This is a genomic window from Pseudomonas lundensis, from assembly GCF_015377145.2.
Taxonomy (GTDB): Bacteria; Pseudomonadota; Gammaproteobacteria; order Pseudomonadales; family Pseudomonadaceae; genus Aquipseudomonas; species Aquipseudomonas lundensis.
The window spans coordinates 3,976,507-3,992,748 of the sequence record NZ_CP062158.2 but is presented as its reverse complement, the minus strand read 5'-3'; the positions used below and the strand labels follow the sequence as shown (position 1 = coordinate 3,992,748).

Below are 16,242 nucleotides of genomic sequence, written 5' to 3'. Positions count from 1 at the left end.
CCTTATCGGAACATCGCGCTGATCGATTCTTCGTTGCTGATGCGGCGAACCGCTTCAGCCACAACCGGTGCGATATCCAGTTGACGGATACGCGAACAGGCTTGTGCGGCAGCGGACAGCGGAATGGTGTTAGTCACCACCAGCTCATCCAGCATGGAATTTTCGATATTCTCGATTGCCCGACCCGACAGCACAGGGTGTGTGCAGTAGGCGAACACTTTGGCAGCGCCATGCTCTTTCAAGGCTTTAGCCGCGTGGCACAGAGTGCCGGCGGTATCGACCATGTCATCAACCAGAATGCAGGTACGCCCTTCGACATCACCAATGATATGCATCACTTCCGAGTGATTGGCTTTCTCACGGCGTTTGTCGATGATACCCAGATCAACGCCCAGGGATTTGGCAACAGCACGTGCACGCACGACGCCGCCGATATCCGGGGACACGATCATTAGGTTTTCAAAGCGCTGATCTTCGATGTCATCCACCAAAACTGGGGAGCCATAGATGTTATCTACAGGAATATCGAAGAAACCCTGGATTTGGTCAGCATGCAAATCAACCGTGAGAACACGGTCAATGCCGACAACGGTAAGCATGTCAGCCACAACTTTTGCGCTGATAGCCACACGTGCGGAACGCGGACGGCGATCCTGACGGGCATAACCAAAGTAAGGAATAACAGCAGTAATACGAGTCGCTGAGGAGCGGCGGAAGGCATCAGCCATCACGACGAGTTCCATCAGGTTATCGTTGGTCGGAGCACAAGTCGGCTGAATGATGAAAACGTCTTTACCGCGGACATTTTCATTAATCTCAGCGGTAATCTCGCCGTCGGAAAACTTACCGACAGAAATGTCACCGAGTGGGATATGCAGCTGACGTACGACACGCCGAGCCAGATCGGGGTTAGCGTTCCCCGTAAAGACCATCATCTTGGACACGCGCAGTACCTGAAGGCTGAGGGTAACCTGGATGAGTATAAGAAATGGCAGGGGCGGCTGGATTCGAACCAACGCATGGCAGGATCAAAACCTGCTGCCTTACCGCTTGGCGACGCCCCTGTATCTGTTGCTACGAGTACCGTGTACCCGTTTCCTTTGACAGATCTTGTAGCTTGCGATGCAACATCGAAACGTTGCTTCCTTTCGCTACAAACCCTGTAAGGGTGTCTGCAAGAAGGTGCAGGACTTTATCAGCATCTGCTTCGTTTGGGAAGGCCCCAAATATACAACTTCCAGTTCCAGTTAATTTTGCTTTGGTATATTTACCTAACAAATTCAAAGCCTTACGTACATCTGGGTAAAGCTCCGTTACTACTGCTTCGCAGTCGTTTCGGCTGTTTCCCTTGGGAACGGGGCGCACTTTAATGGGCAAAGAGTTACGTGTCAACAAAGGATGCGAAAAAATTTCTGCTGTGCTTACAGAGACTTGCGGGACGAGCACGACGTACCACGGTTCTTCCGGGTATTCGGGTGACAGTTTTTCGCCAACCCCTTCGGCGAAAGCGGCATGCCCGCGAACGAAAACCGGTACATCCGCGCCCAGGTTCAACCCCAGTGCCGCCAGTTGATCCTCGCTCCAGCCCAGCCCCCACAGATGATTGAGGCCCAGTAATGTGGTGGCGGCATTCGAACTTCCGCCGCCGATTCCGCCCCCCATGGGCAAAATTTTATTGATCTGGATATCGATGCCCAGCGTGCAACCTGATTGCGCCTGAAGTTGTCGAGCCGCTTTCACGATCAGGTTGTGGTCGTGCGGCACGCCTGCAAACTCAGTGAGGAGGCGAATCTCACCGTCCTCTCGCACTGAAAACGTCATTTCATCGCCATAGTCGAGGAATTGAAACAACGTTTGCAGTTCGTGATAGCCATCTTCACGGCGGCCGAGAATGTGCAGCATCAAATTCAATTTTGCCGGGGAGGGCAAAATCAGTGGATCGTTTTGCATGTCATTGTCCCAACTGACGGGGTTGCCAATCTTTCACCACCAAGGTGACGTCCAAATCTTTCCCGTGCAGTTTTACGCGCTCAGGGAGCCAGAAGCCGTTCTGCTCGACGTAACTCAGGTATTCGATTTTCCAGCCGTCCTGTTCCAGTTGGCCCAGGCGGCTGTCTGCATTCAAGGCAACGCGGCTTTTGCTGCCCGGCGCCGGCAAGCCGCGAACCCACCAGACCAGGTGCGACACGGGCAGGCTCCAACCCAGCTGTTCGCCGAGCAACTCTTCAGGAGAAGAGGCTTCGTAGCGGCCCTGATTGGCCACTTCCAGCGTGACATTGCCCGGGCGCCCGGTCAGGCGGGCAGCGCCACGGCCTAGCGGGCCTGACAAGCGAATGTCGTAATAATCCTGGCGTTGCAGCCAGAACAACGTGGCGCTGCCGGAGTCTTTCGGGGCGCGGATGCCGACTTTGCCGTTGATCTGCCAACCGTCGAGTTGGGTCAAATGCTGTTTATGTGCTGACCACAATGTCGGGCTGCCATGGCCTTCGACCGATTCACGGGCGCCAAACATGGAACAGCCGGCCAGCAAGGCGATCAGGCTAAAGGCAATAAGGTGTCGCAGGGTGCGATAACGCATGATTTAAAGAGTCTCGGATCCGGTCAAGCGCAAAACGGTTTTGCGCAGGATAGGGCTTTCTGGGTTGTCTTTAAGGAACTTGGCCCAGATTTGCCTGGCTTCACGCTGTTTGCCATTGGCCCAAAGCACTTCGCCCAAATGCGCGGCGACTTCTTGGTCCGGGAAGCGATCCAGCGCCTGACGCAATAACCGCTCGGCTTCATTCAAATTGCCGAGGCGGTAATTGACCCAGCCCAAGCTGTCGAGCACGGCAGGGTCGTCGGGGTTGATGTCATAAGCCTGTTGAATCAGCGCTTTGGCTTCGGCGTAACGTGTTGTCCGATCTGACAGGGTGTAACCCAGCGCGTTCAATGCCATGGCATTGTCAGGTTCGCGGGCGATGATGGCGCGCAGGTCCTTCTCCAGTTGAGGCAGGTCATTGCGCTTCTCGGCGAGCATGGCGCGCGAGTAGAGCAAGTTCAGGTCATCCGGGTACTGTTTCAGCGCTTGCTGAAGGACATCCCATGCGCGGTTTGTCTGATTATTCGCACTCAGCGTTTCTGCTTCGATCAAAAACAGCTGAATGGCGTAATCGGGTTGCTCGTCGCGGGCCGCCGCCAATTTGGCAGAGGCTTCTGTGCCGCGACCGTGGCTGATCAGGATGTCGGCCTGTCGCAGTTGGGCGGGCAAGTAGTCATTGCCGGGGCCGACTTGAGCGTATTCGATCAACGCGCCTTGGGGGTCGTTGCGCTCTTCTGCGATACGCCCGAGGTTCAAGTGCGCCGCGTCGACATGGCTGTCGCGTTCGATCAGCGTTTGCAAATACCCTTCGGCTTCATCCCAGGCTTTGCCTTCGAGGCACACCAGCGCCAGAGAAAAACGCAGTTCGTCGTCTTCTGGGTATTGCTGGACCAGGCTGGCGAATTGCGCCTTCGCTTCATCCATGCGGTTTTGCTCAACCAGCGCGCGGGCGTAGGTGAGCGCCAGGCGCTTGTCTTGCGGGTATTGCTGAATGCTTTTCTTCAGTAGCGGCAGGGCTTCATCACCGCGATTGAGGCTTTGCAGAATTCTGGCACGCAACAGCACGGGGGCGACTTCACCGGCTTGCGGCGGATTGTTCTCCAGTAACTTGAGTGCGCCTTCGGCGTCTCCATCCTGCTGCATGAGCAAGGCTTTACCGAAAATCAGCTGACCGTTGTCCGGATGCCGGGCGAGCAGGCTGTTGAAACTTTTCAACATGCCGCTGCGGGTTTCGGGGTCTGATTCAGAGGCTGACAACGCTAAAAAGTCGAAGTGAGTATCGCCTTTGGCTTGCAGGACTTTTTCCATGTACACGATGGAATCGTCGTAACGGCCGTTGCGCGCCAGCTGAATGGCGGCGGCGCGTTGGGCTTCAAGGTCGTCCGGTGCGTTTTTTGCCCAGATCAGCGACGTGTCGAGTGCGGCCTGATCGGCGCCCAGGTACTCGGCGATGCGAAATGCGCGCTCGGAAATGCCCGGGTCCTGAGTATTGATGGCCTGGGTCACGTAGTTGTCCAGCGCAATGTCCAGACGATTACGTTGCCCTGCCAGTTCGGCACTCAACAGGCTGTACAGCGTGTCTTCGCTGAAAGAGCTGTAGACCTTTGGCTTTTCGGGCACAGAAGTGGTGTCTTCAACCGCGGACGATTCATCCGGCGACGTGGGAGCCAAGGCCTGGCAGCCACTGAGGAAGACAAGAGCAAGGAGCAACGCGGAGGATCTATTCATATAAGAGAAGGGCGACTTACCTGCGGTCGGGGCATCATGACACATGCGAAAGGGCAAACCTAACGGCTGCGACTATCGATATCAGGATGCAGATGATGGCTAATTGGGCGTCAACAGACCTTAACTATAGAGACAATAGTCAGCAATGGTTGTTCTGAATCTGGCGAAGTAGGACAATTGCCGGCTTCTCGTCATCATCAGCGATCTTGAATGGCCTTCCTCGCACTCGGTATTAACCACAAGACTGCTTCAGTAGACGTCCGCGAGCGCGTGGCTTTTACCCCGGAGCAGTTGGTTGAGGCCTTGCAGCAGCTCTGCCGACTGACCGACAGTCGTGAAGCTGCGATCCTCTCAACCTGCAATCGCAGTGAGCTGTATATAGAGCAAGACCAGATTTCAGCCGATACCGTCCTGAAATGGCTGGCCGATTACCATCAGCTCGACCTTGAAGAATTGAAGTCTTGCGCCTACATCCATGAAGACGATGCTGCCGTTCGTCACATGATGCGTGTGGCCGCAGGCCTCGATTCACTGGTGTTGGGCGAGCCGCAAATTCTCGGTCAGTTGAAGTCGGCGTATGCGGTGGCGCGTGAGGCGGGCACCGTCGGGCCGCTGCTGGGGCGCCTGTTTCAGGCCACGTTCAACTCGGCCAAGCAAGTGCGCACCGACACGGCCATCGGCGAAAACCCGGTTTCCGTGGCGTTTGCCGCGGTCAGCCTGGCCAAGCAGATTTTCAGTGACTTGCAGCGCAGTCAGGCATTGTTGATAGGGGCTGGCGAAACCATCACCCTGGTCGCCCGACACCTGCATGACTTGGGGGTCAAACGTATCGTGGTTGCTAACCGTACGCTGGAGCGTGCCAGTCTGTTGGCCGAACAGTTCGGCGCGCATGCCGTGTTGTTGTCGGACATTCCTCAAGAGTTGGTGCACAGCGACATCGTCATCAGCTCGACGGCCAGTCAGTTGCCTATTCTCGGTAAAGGCGCGGTTGAAAGCGCGCTGAAGCTGCGCAAGCACAAACCCATCTTCATGGTCGATATTGCTGTTCCTCGCGATATCGAGCCAGAAGTCGGCGAGTTGGACGACGTTTACCTCTACACCGTCGATGACTTGCATGAAGTAGTGGCTGAAAACCTCAAGAGCCGCCAGGGCGCTGCTCAAGCCGCCGAAGAGTTGGTCAGCATCGGCGCCGAAGAATTCATGGTGCGTTTGCGTGAGCTGGCGGCCGTGGATGTGCTCAAGGCCTACCGCCAGCAAGGCGAACGCCTGCGCGATGAAGAGCTGCAAAAAGCGTTGAAAATGCTGGCCAATGGCGGCAACCCTGAAGACGTGCTGGCCCAATTGGCGCGCGGTCTGACCAATAAATTGCTGCACGCGCCCAGCGTGCAGTTGAAAAAGCTTTCCGCCGAAGGCCGCCTCGATGCGCTGGCCATGGCACAAGAACTTTTTGCCCTCGGTGAGGGCTCATCGCATAGCTCTGCGGATAAAAAATCGTAATGAAAGCGTCATTGCTTAATAAGCTGGACATCCTCCAGGACCGTTTTGAGGAACTGACCGCATTGCTTGGCGATGGCGAAGTTATCTCCGACCAAACCAAATTCCGCGCTTATTCCAAGGAATACGCAGAAGTTGAGCCCATTGTTGGCGCGTACGGCCAGTGGCTGAAGGTTCAGGGCGACCTGGAAGGTGCTCAAGCCTTGCTCAAGGACAGCGACCCCGACATGCGTGAAATGGCTGTCGAGGAAGTGCGCGAAGCCAAAGAGCGACTGATTGAACTCGAAGGCGACCTGCAGCGCATGTTGCTGCCCAAGGACCCGAACGATGGACGCAACGTCTTCCTCGAAATCCGGGCGGGCACCGGGGGCGATGAGGCCGCGATTTTTGCAGGCGATCTGTTTCGCATGTATTCCCGTTATGCCGAACGGCGTGGCTGGAGGCTGGAAATCCTGTCGGAAAACCCCGGTGAGCATGGCGGCTATAAAGAAGTCATTGCGCGGGTTGAAGGCGAGAACGTGTACGGCAAGCTGAAGTTCGAGTCGGGCGTTCACCGTGTTCAGCGAGTCCCGGCGACTGAATCCCAAGGGCGTATTCACACCTCGGCCTGCACCGTCGCGGTATTGCCTGAGCCTGACGAACAAGAAGCGATCGAGATCAACCCGGCCGATTTGCGCGTCGACACCTACCGTTCTTCGGGCGCGGGTGGTCAGCACGTCAACAAGACCGACTCCGCCATCCGCATCACGCACTTGCCGTCGGGCATTGTGGTGGAGTGCCAGGAAGAACGCTCCCAGCATAAAAACCGTGCGCGGGCGATGTCGTGGCTTTCAGCTAAATTGAACGACCAGCAAACCAGCGCCGCCGCGAGCGCGATTGCCAGTGAACGCAAACTGTTGGTGGGGTCGGGAGATCGCTCCGAGCGCATTCGCACCTACAACTTTGCCCAAGGCCGAGTGACTGACCATCGCGTCAACCTCACGTTGTACTCACTGGATGAAGTGCTCGCAGGCGGCGTCGAAGCCGTGATCGAACCGTTGTTAGCGGAATATCAGGCTGATCAACTGACAGCCCTGGGTGAATAAATGACCATCATTGCCAGCTTGTTGCGCGCCGCCCAATTGCCCGATTCACCGACGGCGCGTCTGGATGCAGAGCTGTTGTTGGCAGCCGCTTTGGGCAAGTCGCGCAGTTACCTGCACACATGGCCCGAGAAAATTGTCAGCAGCGAAGCCGCACTGACCTTTGCCGACTTCCTGCAACGCCGCCGTGCGGGCGAACCCGTGGCCTACATTCTGGGGCAGCAAGGTTTCTGGAACCTCGATCTGGAAGTGGCCCCGCACACGTTGATCCCGCGTCCGGATACCGAACTGCTGGTGGAGACGGCCCTGCAATTGCTGCCTGCAACCCCGGCCAGCGTACTGGACCTGGGCACCGGCAGCGGCGCCATCGCCTTGGCCCTCGCCAGTGAACGTCCGGCCTGGCAGGTCACGGCCGTTGATCGCATCCTCGAAGCCGTGGCGCTGGCAGAGCGCAACCGGCAGCGCCTTGAATTGAATAATGTCACCGTGCTCAACAGCCATTGGTTCAGCGCGTTGGCCGGACACCGTTTTGATTTGATCATCAGCAACCCGCCTTACATTGCGGCCGGGGATCTGCATCTGGATGAAGGCGACGTGCGTTTCGAGCCCGAAAGTGCGCTGGTCGCCGGTGCTGACGGGCTCGATGACATTCGTGAGATTGTCGCCGCAGCCCCGCACCACCTGAATGCCGGGGGCTGGTTGATGCTTGAGCATGGTTACGATCAGGCGCCTGCCGTGCGTGACCTGTTGCAGGGCGCGGGATTCGTTGAGGTTGAAAGCCGCAAAGACCTGGGCACTCACGAACGTATTACGTTGGGTCGCCTGCCGTGCTGACCGATCAGGAACTGTTGCGCTATAGCCGACAGATCCTGTTGCAACAGGTCGATATCGCCGGGCAGTTGGCCCTCAAAAACAGCCGTGTATTGATCGTCGGCCTTGGCGGGCTGGGCTCGCCGGTGGCGTTGTACCTGGCCGCGGCGGGGGTGGGCGAGTTACACCTGGCTGACTTCGACAGCGTCGACGTCACCAACTTGCAACGCCAGATCCTGCACGACACGGCCAGTGTCGGTGAGAGCAAGGTCGACTCGGCCCTGACCCGGCTTACCGCGACCAACCCGGCGATCACCCTGATTGCCCACCGTACGGCGCTGGACGAAGACTCATTGGCCGATGCAGTCGCCGCCGTGGATCTGGTGCTCGACTGTTGCGACAACTTTGGCACCCGTGAAGCCGTGAACCGAGCGTGTGTGGCGGCGCGCAAGCCGTTGGTGAGCGGGGCTGCGATCCGCCTGGAAGGCCAGTTGTCGGTCTTCGATTCGCGCCAGCCTTCCAGCCCCTGTTACCACTGTTTATACGGGCACGGCAGCGAAGATGAATTGACCTGCAGCGAAGCCGGCGTCATCGGCCCGCTGGTGGGGTTGGTGGGCAGTTTGCAAGCCCTTGAAGCCTTGAAGCTACTGGCCGGTTTTGGTGAACCGCTGGTCGGTCGACTGCTGTTGATTGATGCCCTCGGCACGCGTTTTCGCGAGCTGCGGGTCAAGCGTGACCCGGCGTGCAGCGTGTGCGGTTCAGCCCATGAGTGAAGCACCGATTGGCGTCTTCGACTCGGGCGTCGGCGGCTTGTCAGTGCTCAACGAGATTCACGCCTTACTGCCCAATGAGTCGCTGCTGTACGTCGGTGATTGTGGGCATATTCCGTATGGCGAGAAATCCCCGGAATTTATCCGCCAGCGTTGTGCGGTGATTGCCGACTTCTTTCAGCAACAGGGCGCCAAAGCCATCGTGCTGGCCTGCAATACCGCCACGGTGGCGGGTGTGGCAGATTTGCGACAACGCTATCCGCACTGGCCAATCGTTGGCATGGAGCCTGCCGTCAAGCCTGCTGCGGCCGCGACCCGAAGTGGCGTCGTGGGGGTTCTGGCCACCACGGGCACGTTGCAGAGCGCCAAATTCGCCGCCTTGCTGGACCGGTTTGCCAATGATGTGCGCGTCATCACCCAGCCTTGCCCCGGGCTGGTGGAATTGATCGAAACCGGCGACCTGCAAAGCCAGGCCTTGCGCTCACGGTTGCAAGGCTATGTCGAGCCGCTGCTGGCTGCCGGGTGCGACACGATCATCCTGGGGTGTACCCACTATCCCTTCCTCAAGCCTCTGCTCCGTCAGATGCTCCCGCCGTCGATCTGCCTGATCGATACCGGTGCGGCTGTCGCCCGTCAATTGCAGCGTTTACTCCGTGAACGTGGGCTTTTGGCCACTGGGCCGGCTCAAGAAACCCAGTTCTGGACAAGCGCCTTACCTGAACAGATGAGAAATATCCTACCTGCACTGTGGAATAAGTCTGGCGTTGTGCGAAGCTTTGCCCTGTAGAAAAATGTGTGTCCGTTCAAATGGGTTGAACTTTCACGTTGTGATCGGATTCATAACGCCTGCCTGATGGGGCACACAACAAATGACCTATGCATACGAAAATAGGATTTTCTTATGAAGCGCTTTTTAGGCTTGGCTGCTCTCGCAGCAACGGTTCTGGGGCACAGTTACACGGCACAAGCGGCCGGTATCGAGTTTGGGGTAGGGCATACAAGCCAATCGAGCATGACCTATCGCCTGGGTTTGAAGTCCGATTGGGACAAGAGCTGGCTACAAAGTGATGTCGGTCGCCTGACCGGCTATTGGGATGGTGCTTACACGTTCTGGGATGGCAAGAAGTCATCCAGCAGTAACAGCCTGTCGTTCTCCCCTGTATTTGTGTACGAATTTGCCGGCGAAACGGTGAAGCCTTACATCGAAGCGGGGATCGGCATGGCGTTGTTCTCCAAGACCGAAGTGGAAGAGCAAAAGCTGGGCACCGCGTTCCAGTTTGAAGACCGCATTGGTGTTGGCCTGCGTTTCAACGGTGGTCATGAAGTCGGGATTCGTGCGACGCATTACTCCAACGCCGGGCTTTCCAGTACCAATGACGGGGTTGAGAGCTACGCCCTGCATTACACAATGCCGCTGTAACCTCAGCGATACGCGGTGGCAATGCCTTGACGCTCGTTGAGGCATTCAACCTCACCCATTTCGAACTCGCGGCAAATCAGCGGACGCTTTTCGTAAATGGTGCACATCATGGTGTTGCGGTCCAGGGCTGCACACCAGCCATCGTCCAGGCGCAACATCACTTCGCCTCCCCAGTCATCGGTATCGATAAAACGCTCGGGCACACCCGTGTCTGTGATCAGCATCACTTCGAGCTGGCAACAGCACGCCGCGCAGGTCGAGCACGTGACGGCGGGTTCGGTTATTTCAGTCAACGGGATGGTGGTCATAGGCGCGCAGTGTAAGGCAGTGCCGCATCAAGGTGTGAAACAGCTGACAGCTGCACCTATCCGGCCGGGTGAGAAAATTTACCTGCCAGCCATTGCAGGGTTGGGAACAACGCCCCCCAAACAACCCCCAGCCCGATCAGGGTAGGCCACAGGCCCAATGGAAACGCCACGGCGTCCAGGCGCTGCCCTGCATAGTACGAAAGCGGACCTGCCACGGCGCCCAGCACTGCGCAAAGCCAGAGCGGTTTCGCGGTCCACGCCAGGCAATGATTCAAGGTAGTGGCCAACAGGGCCCACAGCAGCATCAGCCAGAACGGGATGATCTTTCCTGGACTGTCGAATGCAAACACGCCCGCGTTCAACAGAGCGCTGTCGATGACGCTGCCCAGCACGCACACCAGCAGCACCAGGCGGATGTCAGCTTTTATCCACAGCACTTGAATAACCAAGGCCGCGCCTGCCAGCAGGAGCCAGGCGCTGTGGCCGCCCAGCACGCAGGCAAACCAGCCGACCTGAAACAGCGCGGCGTTGGCCAGCGTCTTGTTAAGCATCGAGTCGGCCCAACAGCGGTTCGAGAGTGGCGCCCGGTTTGGCCAGCAGCAATTGCGCGGTGCCAATGCTGCGCTCCAGAAAGCCGCCTTCGCAGTAGCACAAGTAAAACTCCCACAGCCTCAGGAAGTATTCGTCGTAGCCCAACTCAGTCAAACGGCCATGGGCGCGTCGAAAATTCTCGCGCCACAGGTGCAGGGTTTTGGCGTAATGCAGGCCGAAGTCTTCCATGTGCATCAAGTTCATGTCGGTGTCCTGGCCGACGATTTCGAGCATCTTCTGCACGCTGGGCAAAGCTCCGCCGGGGAAAATGTAGCGCTGGATAAAATCCACACTGCGTTTTGCCTGCTCATAGCGTTGTTCGCGGATGGTGATGGCTTGCAGCAGCATCAAGCCGTGGGGCTTGAGCAAGTGGGAACACTGTTTGAAATAGCTGGGCAAAAAGCGGTGACCGACTGCTTCGATCATTTCGATGGACACCAGCTTGTCGTACTGCCCTGTCAGATCACGGTAATCCTCAAGCAGCAATGTCACTTGATCTTGTAGGCCAAGTGCATGGATGCGCGCGAGGGTGTAGTCGTACTGCTCCTTGGACAAGGTCGTGGTGGTGACTTTGCACCCGTATTGCTGAGCGGCAAACAACGCCATGCTGCCCCAGCCCGTTCCGATTTCCAGCAAATGGTCGTCGGCAGTCAGCCCGAGTTTCTGACAGATACGCGCCAATTTATTGAGCTGCGCCTGCTCCAGCGTGTCGTCGGGCGTAAGGAACTGGGCGGCGGAATACATCATGGTCGGGTCGAGAAACTGCTCGAACATCTCATTGCCCAGATCGTAGTGCGCGGCAATGTTTTTCTGCGAACCCTTGCGCGTGTTGCGATTGATCCAGTGCAGGCCCCGAATGAATGGGCGGCTCAGACGCGCCAGTCCTCCTTCCATGGCATCCAGCACTTCCATATTGCTGACCAGCACACGGATCACTTTTGTGAGGTCCGGGGAACTCCAGTAGCCATGGATAAAGGCTTCCCCGGCGCCAATCGAACCGTTGCTGGCGATCATGCCCCACACGCTGGCGTCGTGGATGTGAACCTCCGCCACAAGCCCCGCGCCATGGTCGCCGAATGTCCGGCGCTCGCCTTTTTCGACGACGGTCAGGTGGCCGTTTTTCAACTGGGCCAATTGGCGCATCACTCCGCGGCGCAATAGCGCGCTGGTCAGATTATGGGTACTCGACGATGACGATTTGCTCACCAGGCTAGGGCTTTTCATGGCGTTGTTCCTTGTTATGCGCAGTAGCAATGCGAAAGGCGCCATCGGCGGCCTGATGGGAAAAAATCGGTGTGCGCTTGAGAAAAAGCCGCACGGCTTGCCAGTAAATTGCCACGCACGTCTTCGCTGTCATCCATGGGAACTGGCGCACATAGCGATGCAGTCCCGCGCGGTCCAGCGACGTGCGTTGCAGATTGAGGGTGGCATCAAACAGTTTTAACTCACCTTGCCAGTCGGCCATGTGTACACCGAGGCGCGCGTCGGGAGCGCTGAAGCTCATGCGGTATTGCAGATCGCGCGGCAAAAACGGCGACACATGAAAAGCCTTGGCCACGGCGACGTGCTGAAAACCGTCACCTTGCGCCGGGAGAACATAGTGATAGCGCTCGCGCCAGGGCGTATTGGTCACTTCGCACAAGACAGCAGCCAAGGTGCCGTCCGCCTCAAAGCAGTAAAAAAAACTCACCGGGTTGAATGAAAGCCCCCAACTGCGCGGTTGCGTGAGCACGCGGATTGCGCCTTGCGGGGTGTGCCCCAACGCGATACCGACTTGTTGGCGCACCGCGTCGATCAGGCGCATGCCCGTCTGGGTGTACGTTTTCAGGTAATCGGTTTCACGGAAAGAGAAGGGCGCCAGTCGGCTTTTTCCGGCCAAAGGGGAGAGGCCCAAGACCGCCTCTTGTTCATCCAGGTCGAGATAAAGCAGCCCGATGCGGTAACGAAACGCATGGGCGGTGGGCGCGAAGCGCCGGTGGGCGATCCACCCGGTATACAGGGCGCTGTTCATAAGCGATGCCCGAAGGCGTTGGTCACACGTAATGCGCTGACCACACCATCTTCATGGAAACCATTGGCCCAGTAGGCGCCGCAAAAATAGCTGTTGTTCGCGCCCAGCAGTTCTTGCCAGCGCGCTTGTGCGGCAATGCCCTGCAAGCTGTATTGCGGGTGGGCATAGGTAAAGCTGGCCAGCACTGTTAGCGGGTCGATGGCTGAAGTTTGGTTAAGACTGACGCAGAACGTGGTTTCGCTCTGAATACCTTGCAGGATGTTCATGTTGTAGGTCACGGCAGCGCGTTTTTGTACGGCTGACCCCAGGCGATAATTCCAACTGGCCCAAGCGAGTTTTCGGTCAGGCAACAGGCGCGTATCGGTGTGCAGCACAACATCGTTGTCAGCGTAGGGCAGGGCGCCGAGGATTTCCTTTTCGGCCGTTGAGGGCTGGGCCAGCAAGGCGAGGGCCTGATCGCTGTGGCAGGCAAAAATCACTTTGTCGAATCGCTCAACACCGGCTGCCGTGTGGATCAGTACGCCTTGCTCGTAGCGCTCGACCTGAGTCACTGGGCAATTAAGGTGAATTCGATCAGCAAAGCCGGCACTCAGCGGTTTGACGTAAGCACTTGAGCCTCCTTCAATCACACGCCATTGCGGGCGATTACTGACGCTGAGCAGGCCGTGGTTCTTAAAGAAACGTACGAAAAATTGCAGGGGAAACGTCAGCATGTCGGCCAGTGACATGGACCAGATGGCGGCGCCCATCGGCACGATGTAGTGCTCAATGAAACGTTCGCCATAGCCGCGCTGTTGCAAATAGTCGCCGAGCCGGGTGTCAGCAGCGATACGCTGCTCGTCCAGGTCGCGGACGGCTTCGCGGTTAAAACGCAAAATGTCGCGCAACATGCCCCAAAAAGCAGGCGACAGCAGATTGCCGCGCTGGGCAAACAAGCTGTTGAGCGTATTGCCGTTGTATTCAAGCCGCGTGTCCGTATCGTGCACGGAGAAGCTCATTTCAGTGGCGTTGGAGCGCACCCCCAGTTGGTCCATCAGTTTGATGAAATTGGGGTAGGTCCAATCGTTGAAAACGATGAATCCCGTGTCGACCGCATAGGATTGCCCGTTGACGTCAACAGTGACGGTATGGGTGTGGCCGCCGACCCAGTCGCTGGCTTCAAACACCGTGATGTCGTGGGTCTTGTGCAGTAAATAGCCGCAGGTCAGGCCTGATATGCCGCTGCCGATAATCGCGATTTTCATGGGTGTGGTTGCTCGCCATTACGCGCAAGACGTTTGCCCAGCGCCACTTGCATGCGCTTGGGCAGGCTGGACAACAGGCGCAACAGCGCGATGAAAGGGGTTGGAAAGGCGATCTCCAGCGGGCGTTTCTCCAGACGCTGGGCAATATGGCTGGCTGCTTTGTCGGCAGACCAGCGCATGGGCATCGGAAAGTCATTTTTTTCAGTCAGCGGCGTGTCCACGAAGCCCGGGCTGACGAGGGTAACGTCCATCCCTTCATGGGCAAGATCCAGCCGCAGGGATTCCAGCAAGTAACGCAGCCCCGCCTTTGACGCGCCATAGGCGCCTGCCCGTGGCAGCGCCCAATAGGTGACGGAGCTCACAACGCCCACCAGATGTGGGCGCGAGCCGGCGCGCAGCAAGGGCAGCGCCGTCTCGATGCAATAACTGGTGGCCAATAAGTTGGTGCGTACGACGCGCTCGATCAGGGCGGCATCAAAGTGGTCGACGTCGATGTATTCGCAGGTGCCCGCATTGAGAATTACGGTGTCCAGCGCTCCCCAGGTCTGGGCAATGTGCATGCCGATCTCACGCACCTGAGCGCAGTCGGTCAAATCGCCGGGGACAACCAGAACTTGTCCGGGATAGCGCTCAGACAGGGCTGTAAGCGGTTGCGGGTTTCGTGCGCTGACGGCGAGCCGGGCGCCTGTTTCAAGCAGCACCTGAGCCAGATGCGCACCGATACCGCTGCTGGCTCCTGTGAGCCAGATTCTGCGCCCGTCAGTCATGACTCATCTCCAACATGTGCCTGGTAGGAAGATTTTTGAAGGCGCTGAGCGCGCGGTCGCGGCTTTGGCTCAAGTTCACGATAGGAGCAGGGTAGTTGACTGCGCCGAACAGGCCGCCCACTGAGGCCGGGTTATGCACCTGTTTTTTATTCAAATCAGCCAATTCGGGGAGCCAGTGTTTGATGAAGGTGCCTTCGGGATCGAAGCGCTCAGACTGACTCAACGGGTTGAAAATTCTGAAGTACGGGACGGAATCGGTACCGGTGGAAGAACTCCATTGCCAGCCGCCGTTGTTGGCTGCCAGATCGCCGTCAATCAAGTGCTGCATGAAAAAGCGTTCGCCTTCGCGCCAGTCAATCAGCAAGTTTTTGGTCAGGAACATCGCCACCACCATGCGCAGACGGTTGTGCATCCAGCCGGTTTCCAGCAGTTGGCGTATGGCGGCATCAATAATCGGGAAGCCGGTGCGGCCCTGTTTCCAGGCCGCCAACTCCTGAGGGGCCTCTCGCCACGGCAGAAATTCGGTCTCGGGGCGGAAGGCGCGATGCCGTGAGACGCGGGGGTAACCGACCAGAATGTGTTTATAAAACTCGCGCCACAGCAACTCGGTGATCCAGGTGGACGCGCCGGGGCTACCGCTTTCGAACTCGCCGTTGTTGCTCATGAGTGCTGCGTGCAGGCATTGACGCGGGGAAATTACGCCCGCCGCCAAGTAGGCGGAAAGCTGGCTGGTCCCCGGCTTGGCCGGCAGGTCGCGCTCATCCTTGTAATAGTGGATGTGTTCATCAGCGAAGCGCGCCAGGCGTGTTTGGGCTTCTTGCTCTCCGGCGGGCCACAGCGCACGCAGCGCGTCATCGGGCGTGGCAAACCCGTCGACTGCAGCAGGCACCGGGTCGCTTTGGATATTCAAGGGCGCTTGAACCGCAGGGGCGGCGAGTGTCTGCGGCAGGGCCATGTGCAAACGGTTGTAACAGACTCGGCGGAATTGGCTGAACACCTGAAAGTACGAGCCCGACTGGGTGAGGATGCTGCCCGGTTGAAACAGCAGTTGGTCGAGGTAGCTGTGGAAGGCGATGCCGTGGGCTTCGAGGGTTTGAGCCACCGCCGTATCGCGGCGGGTTTCATTGATGCCGTATTCCTGATTGGTGTGCAACGCTTGAATGCCTTGCTCTTGGCACAGCGTGAGGAGCACTGAAGGGACGTCTTCCCACGTGGCGGCGGTGCGAATCAAAAGAGGAATATTGAGCTGGCGCAAACGCTCGCTCAAGGTATGCACGTTGCGCAACCAGAAGTCGACTTTGCAGGCCGCGTCATCGTGCATCAGCCATTGTTGCGGGCTGATCACATAGACCGCCAGTGTGGGGCCACGCTCTGCGGCGGCGCTCAGGGCGGAGTTGTCCATGTGACGCAGGTCGCTTCGTAGCCAAAAAAGTTGCATG

Annotated in this window: 17 protein-coding genes and 1 tRNA gene; 6 read left to right on the top strand and 12 right to left on the bottom strand. The window is 57.9% G+C overall.

The window, feature by feature from the left end; all coding sequences use genetic code 11:
• Nucleotides 1–2: 2 nt before the first annotated feature.
• The 5 genes from IF654_RS18845 to IF654_RS18825 all read right to left on the bottom strand — a co-directional run bounded on the left by IF654_RS18845 (nucleotide 3) and on the right by IF654_RS18825 (nucleotide 4,306).
• Complete coding sequence (locus IF654_RS18845) at nucleotides 3–944, bottom strand: ribose-phosphate pyrophosphokinase (protein ID WP_003208392.1); 942 nt, start codon at nucleotides 942–944, stop codon at nucleotides 3–5.
• A gap of 45 nt (nucleotides 945–989) precedes the next feature.
• Nucleotides 990–1,064, bottom strand: a tRNA-Gln gene (locus IF654_RS18840).
• A 10-nt stretch (nucleotides 1,065–1,074) separates the two neighbouring features.
• Entirely contained in the window at nucleotides 1,075–1,950 is an 876-nt protein-coding gene (gene ispE / locus IF654_RS18835) for a 4-(cytidine 5'-diphospho)-2-C-methyl-D-erythritol kinase (protein ID WP_047273317.1), read from the bottom strand.
• 1 nt (nucleotide 1,951) lies between these two features.
• Complete coding sequence (gene lolB / locus IF654_RS18830) at nucleotides 1,952–2,578, bottom strand: lipoprotein insertase outer membrane protein LolB (protein ID WP_047273318.1); 627 nt, start codon at nucleotides 2,576–2,578, stop codon at nucleotides 1,952–1,954.
• 3 nt (nucleotides 2,579–2,581) lie between these two features.
• Complete coding sequence (locus IF654_RS18825) at nucleotides 2,582–4,306, bottom strand: tetratricopeptide repeat protein (protein ID WP_047273319.1); 1,725 nt, start codon at nucleotides 4,304–4,306, stop codon at nucleotides 2,582–2,584.
• Nucleotides 4,307–4,516: 210 nt separating this feature from the next.
• Between IF654_RS18825 and hemA the strand changes: the two genes are divergently transcribed.
• The 6 genes from hemA (at nucleotide 4,517) to IF654_RS18795 (ending at nucleotide 9,882) form a co-directional block, all read left to right on the top strand.
• Nucleotides 4,517–5,803 (top strand): glutamyl-tRNA reductase, encoded by a 1,287-nt coding sequence (gene hemA, locus IF654_RS18820; RefSeq protein WP_047273320.1) that lies wholly within the window; start codon nucleotides 4,517–4,519, stop codon nucleotides 5,801–5,803.
• Nucleotides 5,803–6,885 (top strand): peptide chain release factor 1, encoded by a 1,083-nt coding sequence (gene prfA / locus IF654_RS18815; RefSeq protein ID WP_047280025.1) that lies wholly within the window; start codon nucleotides 5,803–5,805, stop codon nucleotides 6,883–6,885. The genes hemA and prfA overlap by 1 nt, the downstream gene beginning before the upstream one ends.
• The gene (gene prmC / locus IF654_RS18810; protein ID WP_194862152.1) at nucleotides 6,886–7,716 is read left to right on the top strand and encodes a peptide chain release factor N(5)-glutamine methyltransferase; all 831 of its coding nucleotides are present in this window, start codon (nucleotides 6,886–6,888) and stop codon (nucleotides 7,714–7,716) included.
• A complete protein-coding gene (locus tag IF654_RS18805) occupies nucleotides 7,710–8,465 on the top strand; it encodes a molybdopterin-synthase adenylyltransferase MoeB (RefSeq protein ID WP_083333246.1) in 756 nt (251 codons plus the stop codon). The genes prmC and IF654_RS18805 overlap by 7 nt, the downstream gene beginning before the upstream one ends.
• Nucleotides 8,458–9,249 (top strand): glutamate racemase, encoded by a 792-nt coding sequence (gene murI / locus IF654_RS18800; protein WP_047282068.1) that lies wholly within the window; start codon nucleotides 8,458–8,460, stop codon nucleotides 9,247–9,249. The genes IF654_RS18805 and murI overlap by 8 nt, the downstream gene beginning before the upstream one ends.
• A 114-nt stretch (nucleotides 9,250–9,363) precedes the next feature.
• The gene (locus tag IF654_RS18795) at nucleotides 9,364–9,882 is read left to right on the top strand and encodes an acyloxyacyl hydrolase (RefSeq protein ID WP_047273325.1); all 519 of its coding nucleotides are present in this window, start codon (nucleotides 9,364–9,366) and stop codon (nucleotides 9,880–9,882) included.
• Nucleotides 9,883–9,884: 2 nt separating this feature from the next.
• Here the strand turns inward: IF654_RS18795 and IF654_RS18790 are convergent, their stop codons facing one another.
• From IF654_RS18790 to phrB, 7 genes are read right to left on the bottom strand one after another with little or no spacing between them, the layout of a single operon-like run.
• Complete coding sequence (locus tag IF654_RS18790; protein ID WP_047273326.1) at nucleotides 9,885–10,190, bottom strand: YkgJ family cysteine cluster protein; 306 nt, start codon at nucleotides 10,188–10,190, stop codon at nucleotides 9,885–9,887.
• 56 nt (nucleotides 10,191–10,246) lie between these two features.
• Nucleotides 10,247–10,741 (bottom strand): DUF2878 domain-containing protein, encoded by a 495-nt coding sequence (locus IF654_RS18785; protein WP_083333247.1) that lies wholly within the window; start codon nucleotides 10,739–10,741, stop codon nucleotides 10,247–10,249.
• Entirely contained in the window at nucleotides 10,734–12,005 is a 1,272-nt protein-coding gene (locus tag IF654_RS18780; RefSeq protein WP_047273328.1) for an SAM-dependent methyltransferase, read from the bottom strand. Before IF654_RS18780 ends, IF654_RS18785 begins: the two co-directional genes overlap by 8 nt.
• Nucleotides 11,992–12,792: a DUF1365 domain-containing protein gene (locus IF654_RS18775; RefSeq protein WP_047275371.1), complete on the bottom strand. Its 801-nt coding sequence runs from the start codon at nucleotides 12,790–12,792 to the stop codon at nucleotides 11,992–11,994. The genes IF654_RS18780 and IF654_RS18775 overlap by 14 nt, the downstream gene beginning before the upstream one ends.
• Nucleotides 12,789–14,036 carry an NAD(P)/FAD-dependent oxidoreductase gene (locus IF654_RS18770; protein WP_047273330.1) on the bottom strand — a complete coding sequence of 416 codons (1,248 nt, stop codon included), beginning with the start codon at nucleotides 14,034–14,036 and terminating at the stop codon, nucleotides 12,789–12,791. Before IF654_RS18770 ends, IF654_RS18775 begins: the two co-directional genes overlap by 4 nt.
• Nucleotides 14,033–14,803: an SDR family NAD(P)-dependent oxidoreductase gene (locus tag IF654_RS18765; protein ID WP_094988574.1), complete on the bottom strand. Its 771-nt coding sequence runs from the start codon at nucleotides 14,801–14,803 to the stop codon at nucleotides 14,033–14,035. Before IF654_RS18765 ends, IF654_RS18770 begins: the two co-directional genes overlap by 4 nt.
• A complete protein-coding gene (phrB, locus tag IF654_RS18760; RefSeq protein WP_194862153.1) occupies nucleotides 14,796–16,241 on the bottom strand; it encodes a deoxyribodipyrimidine photo-lyase in 1,446 nt (481 codons plus the stop codon). The genes IF654_RS18765 and phrB overlap by 8 nt, the downstream gene beginning before the upstream one ends.
• Nucleotide 16,242: the final 1 nt, after the last annotated feature.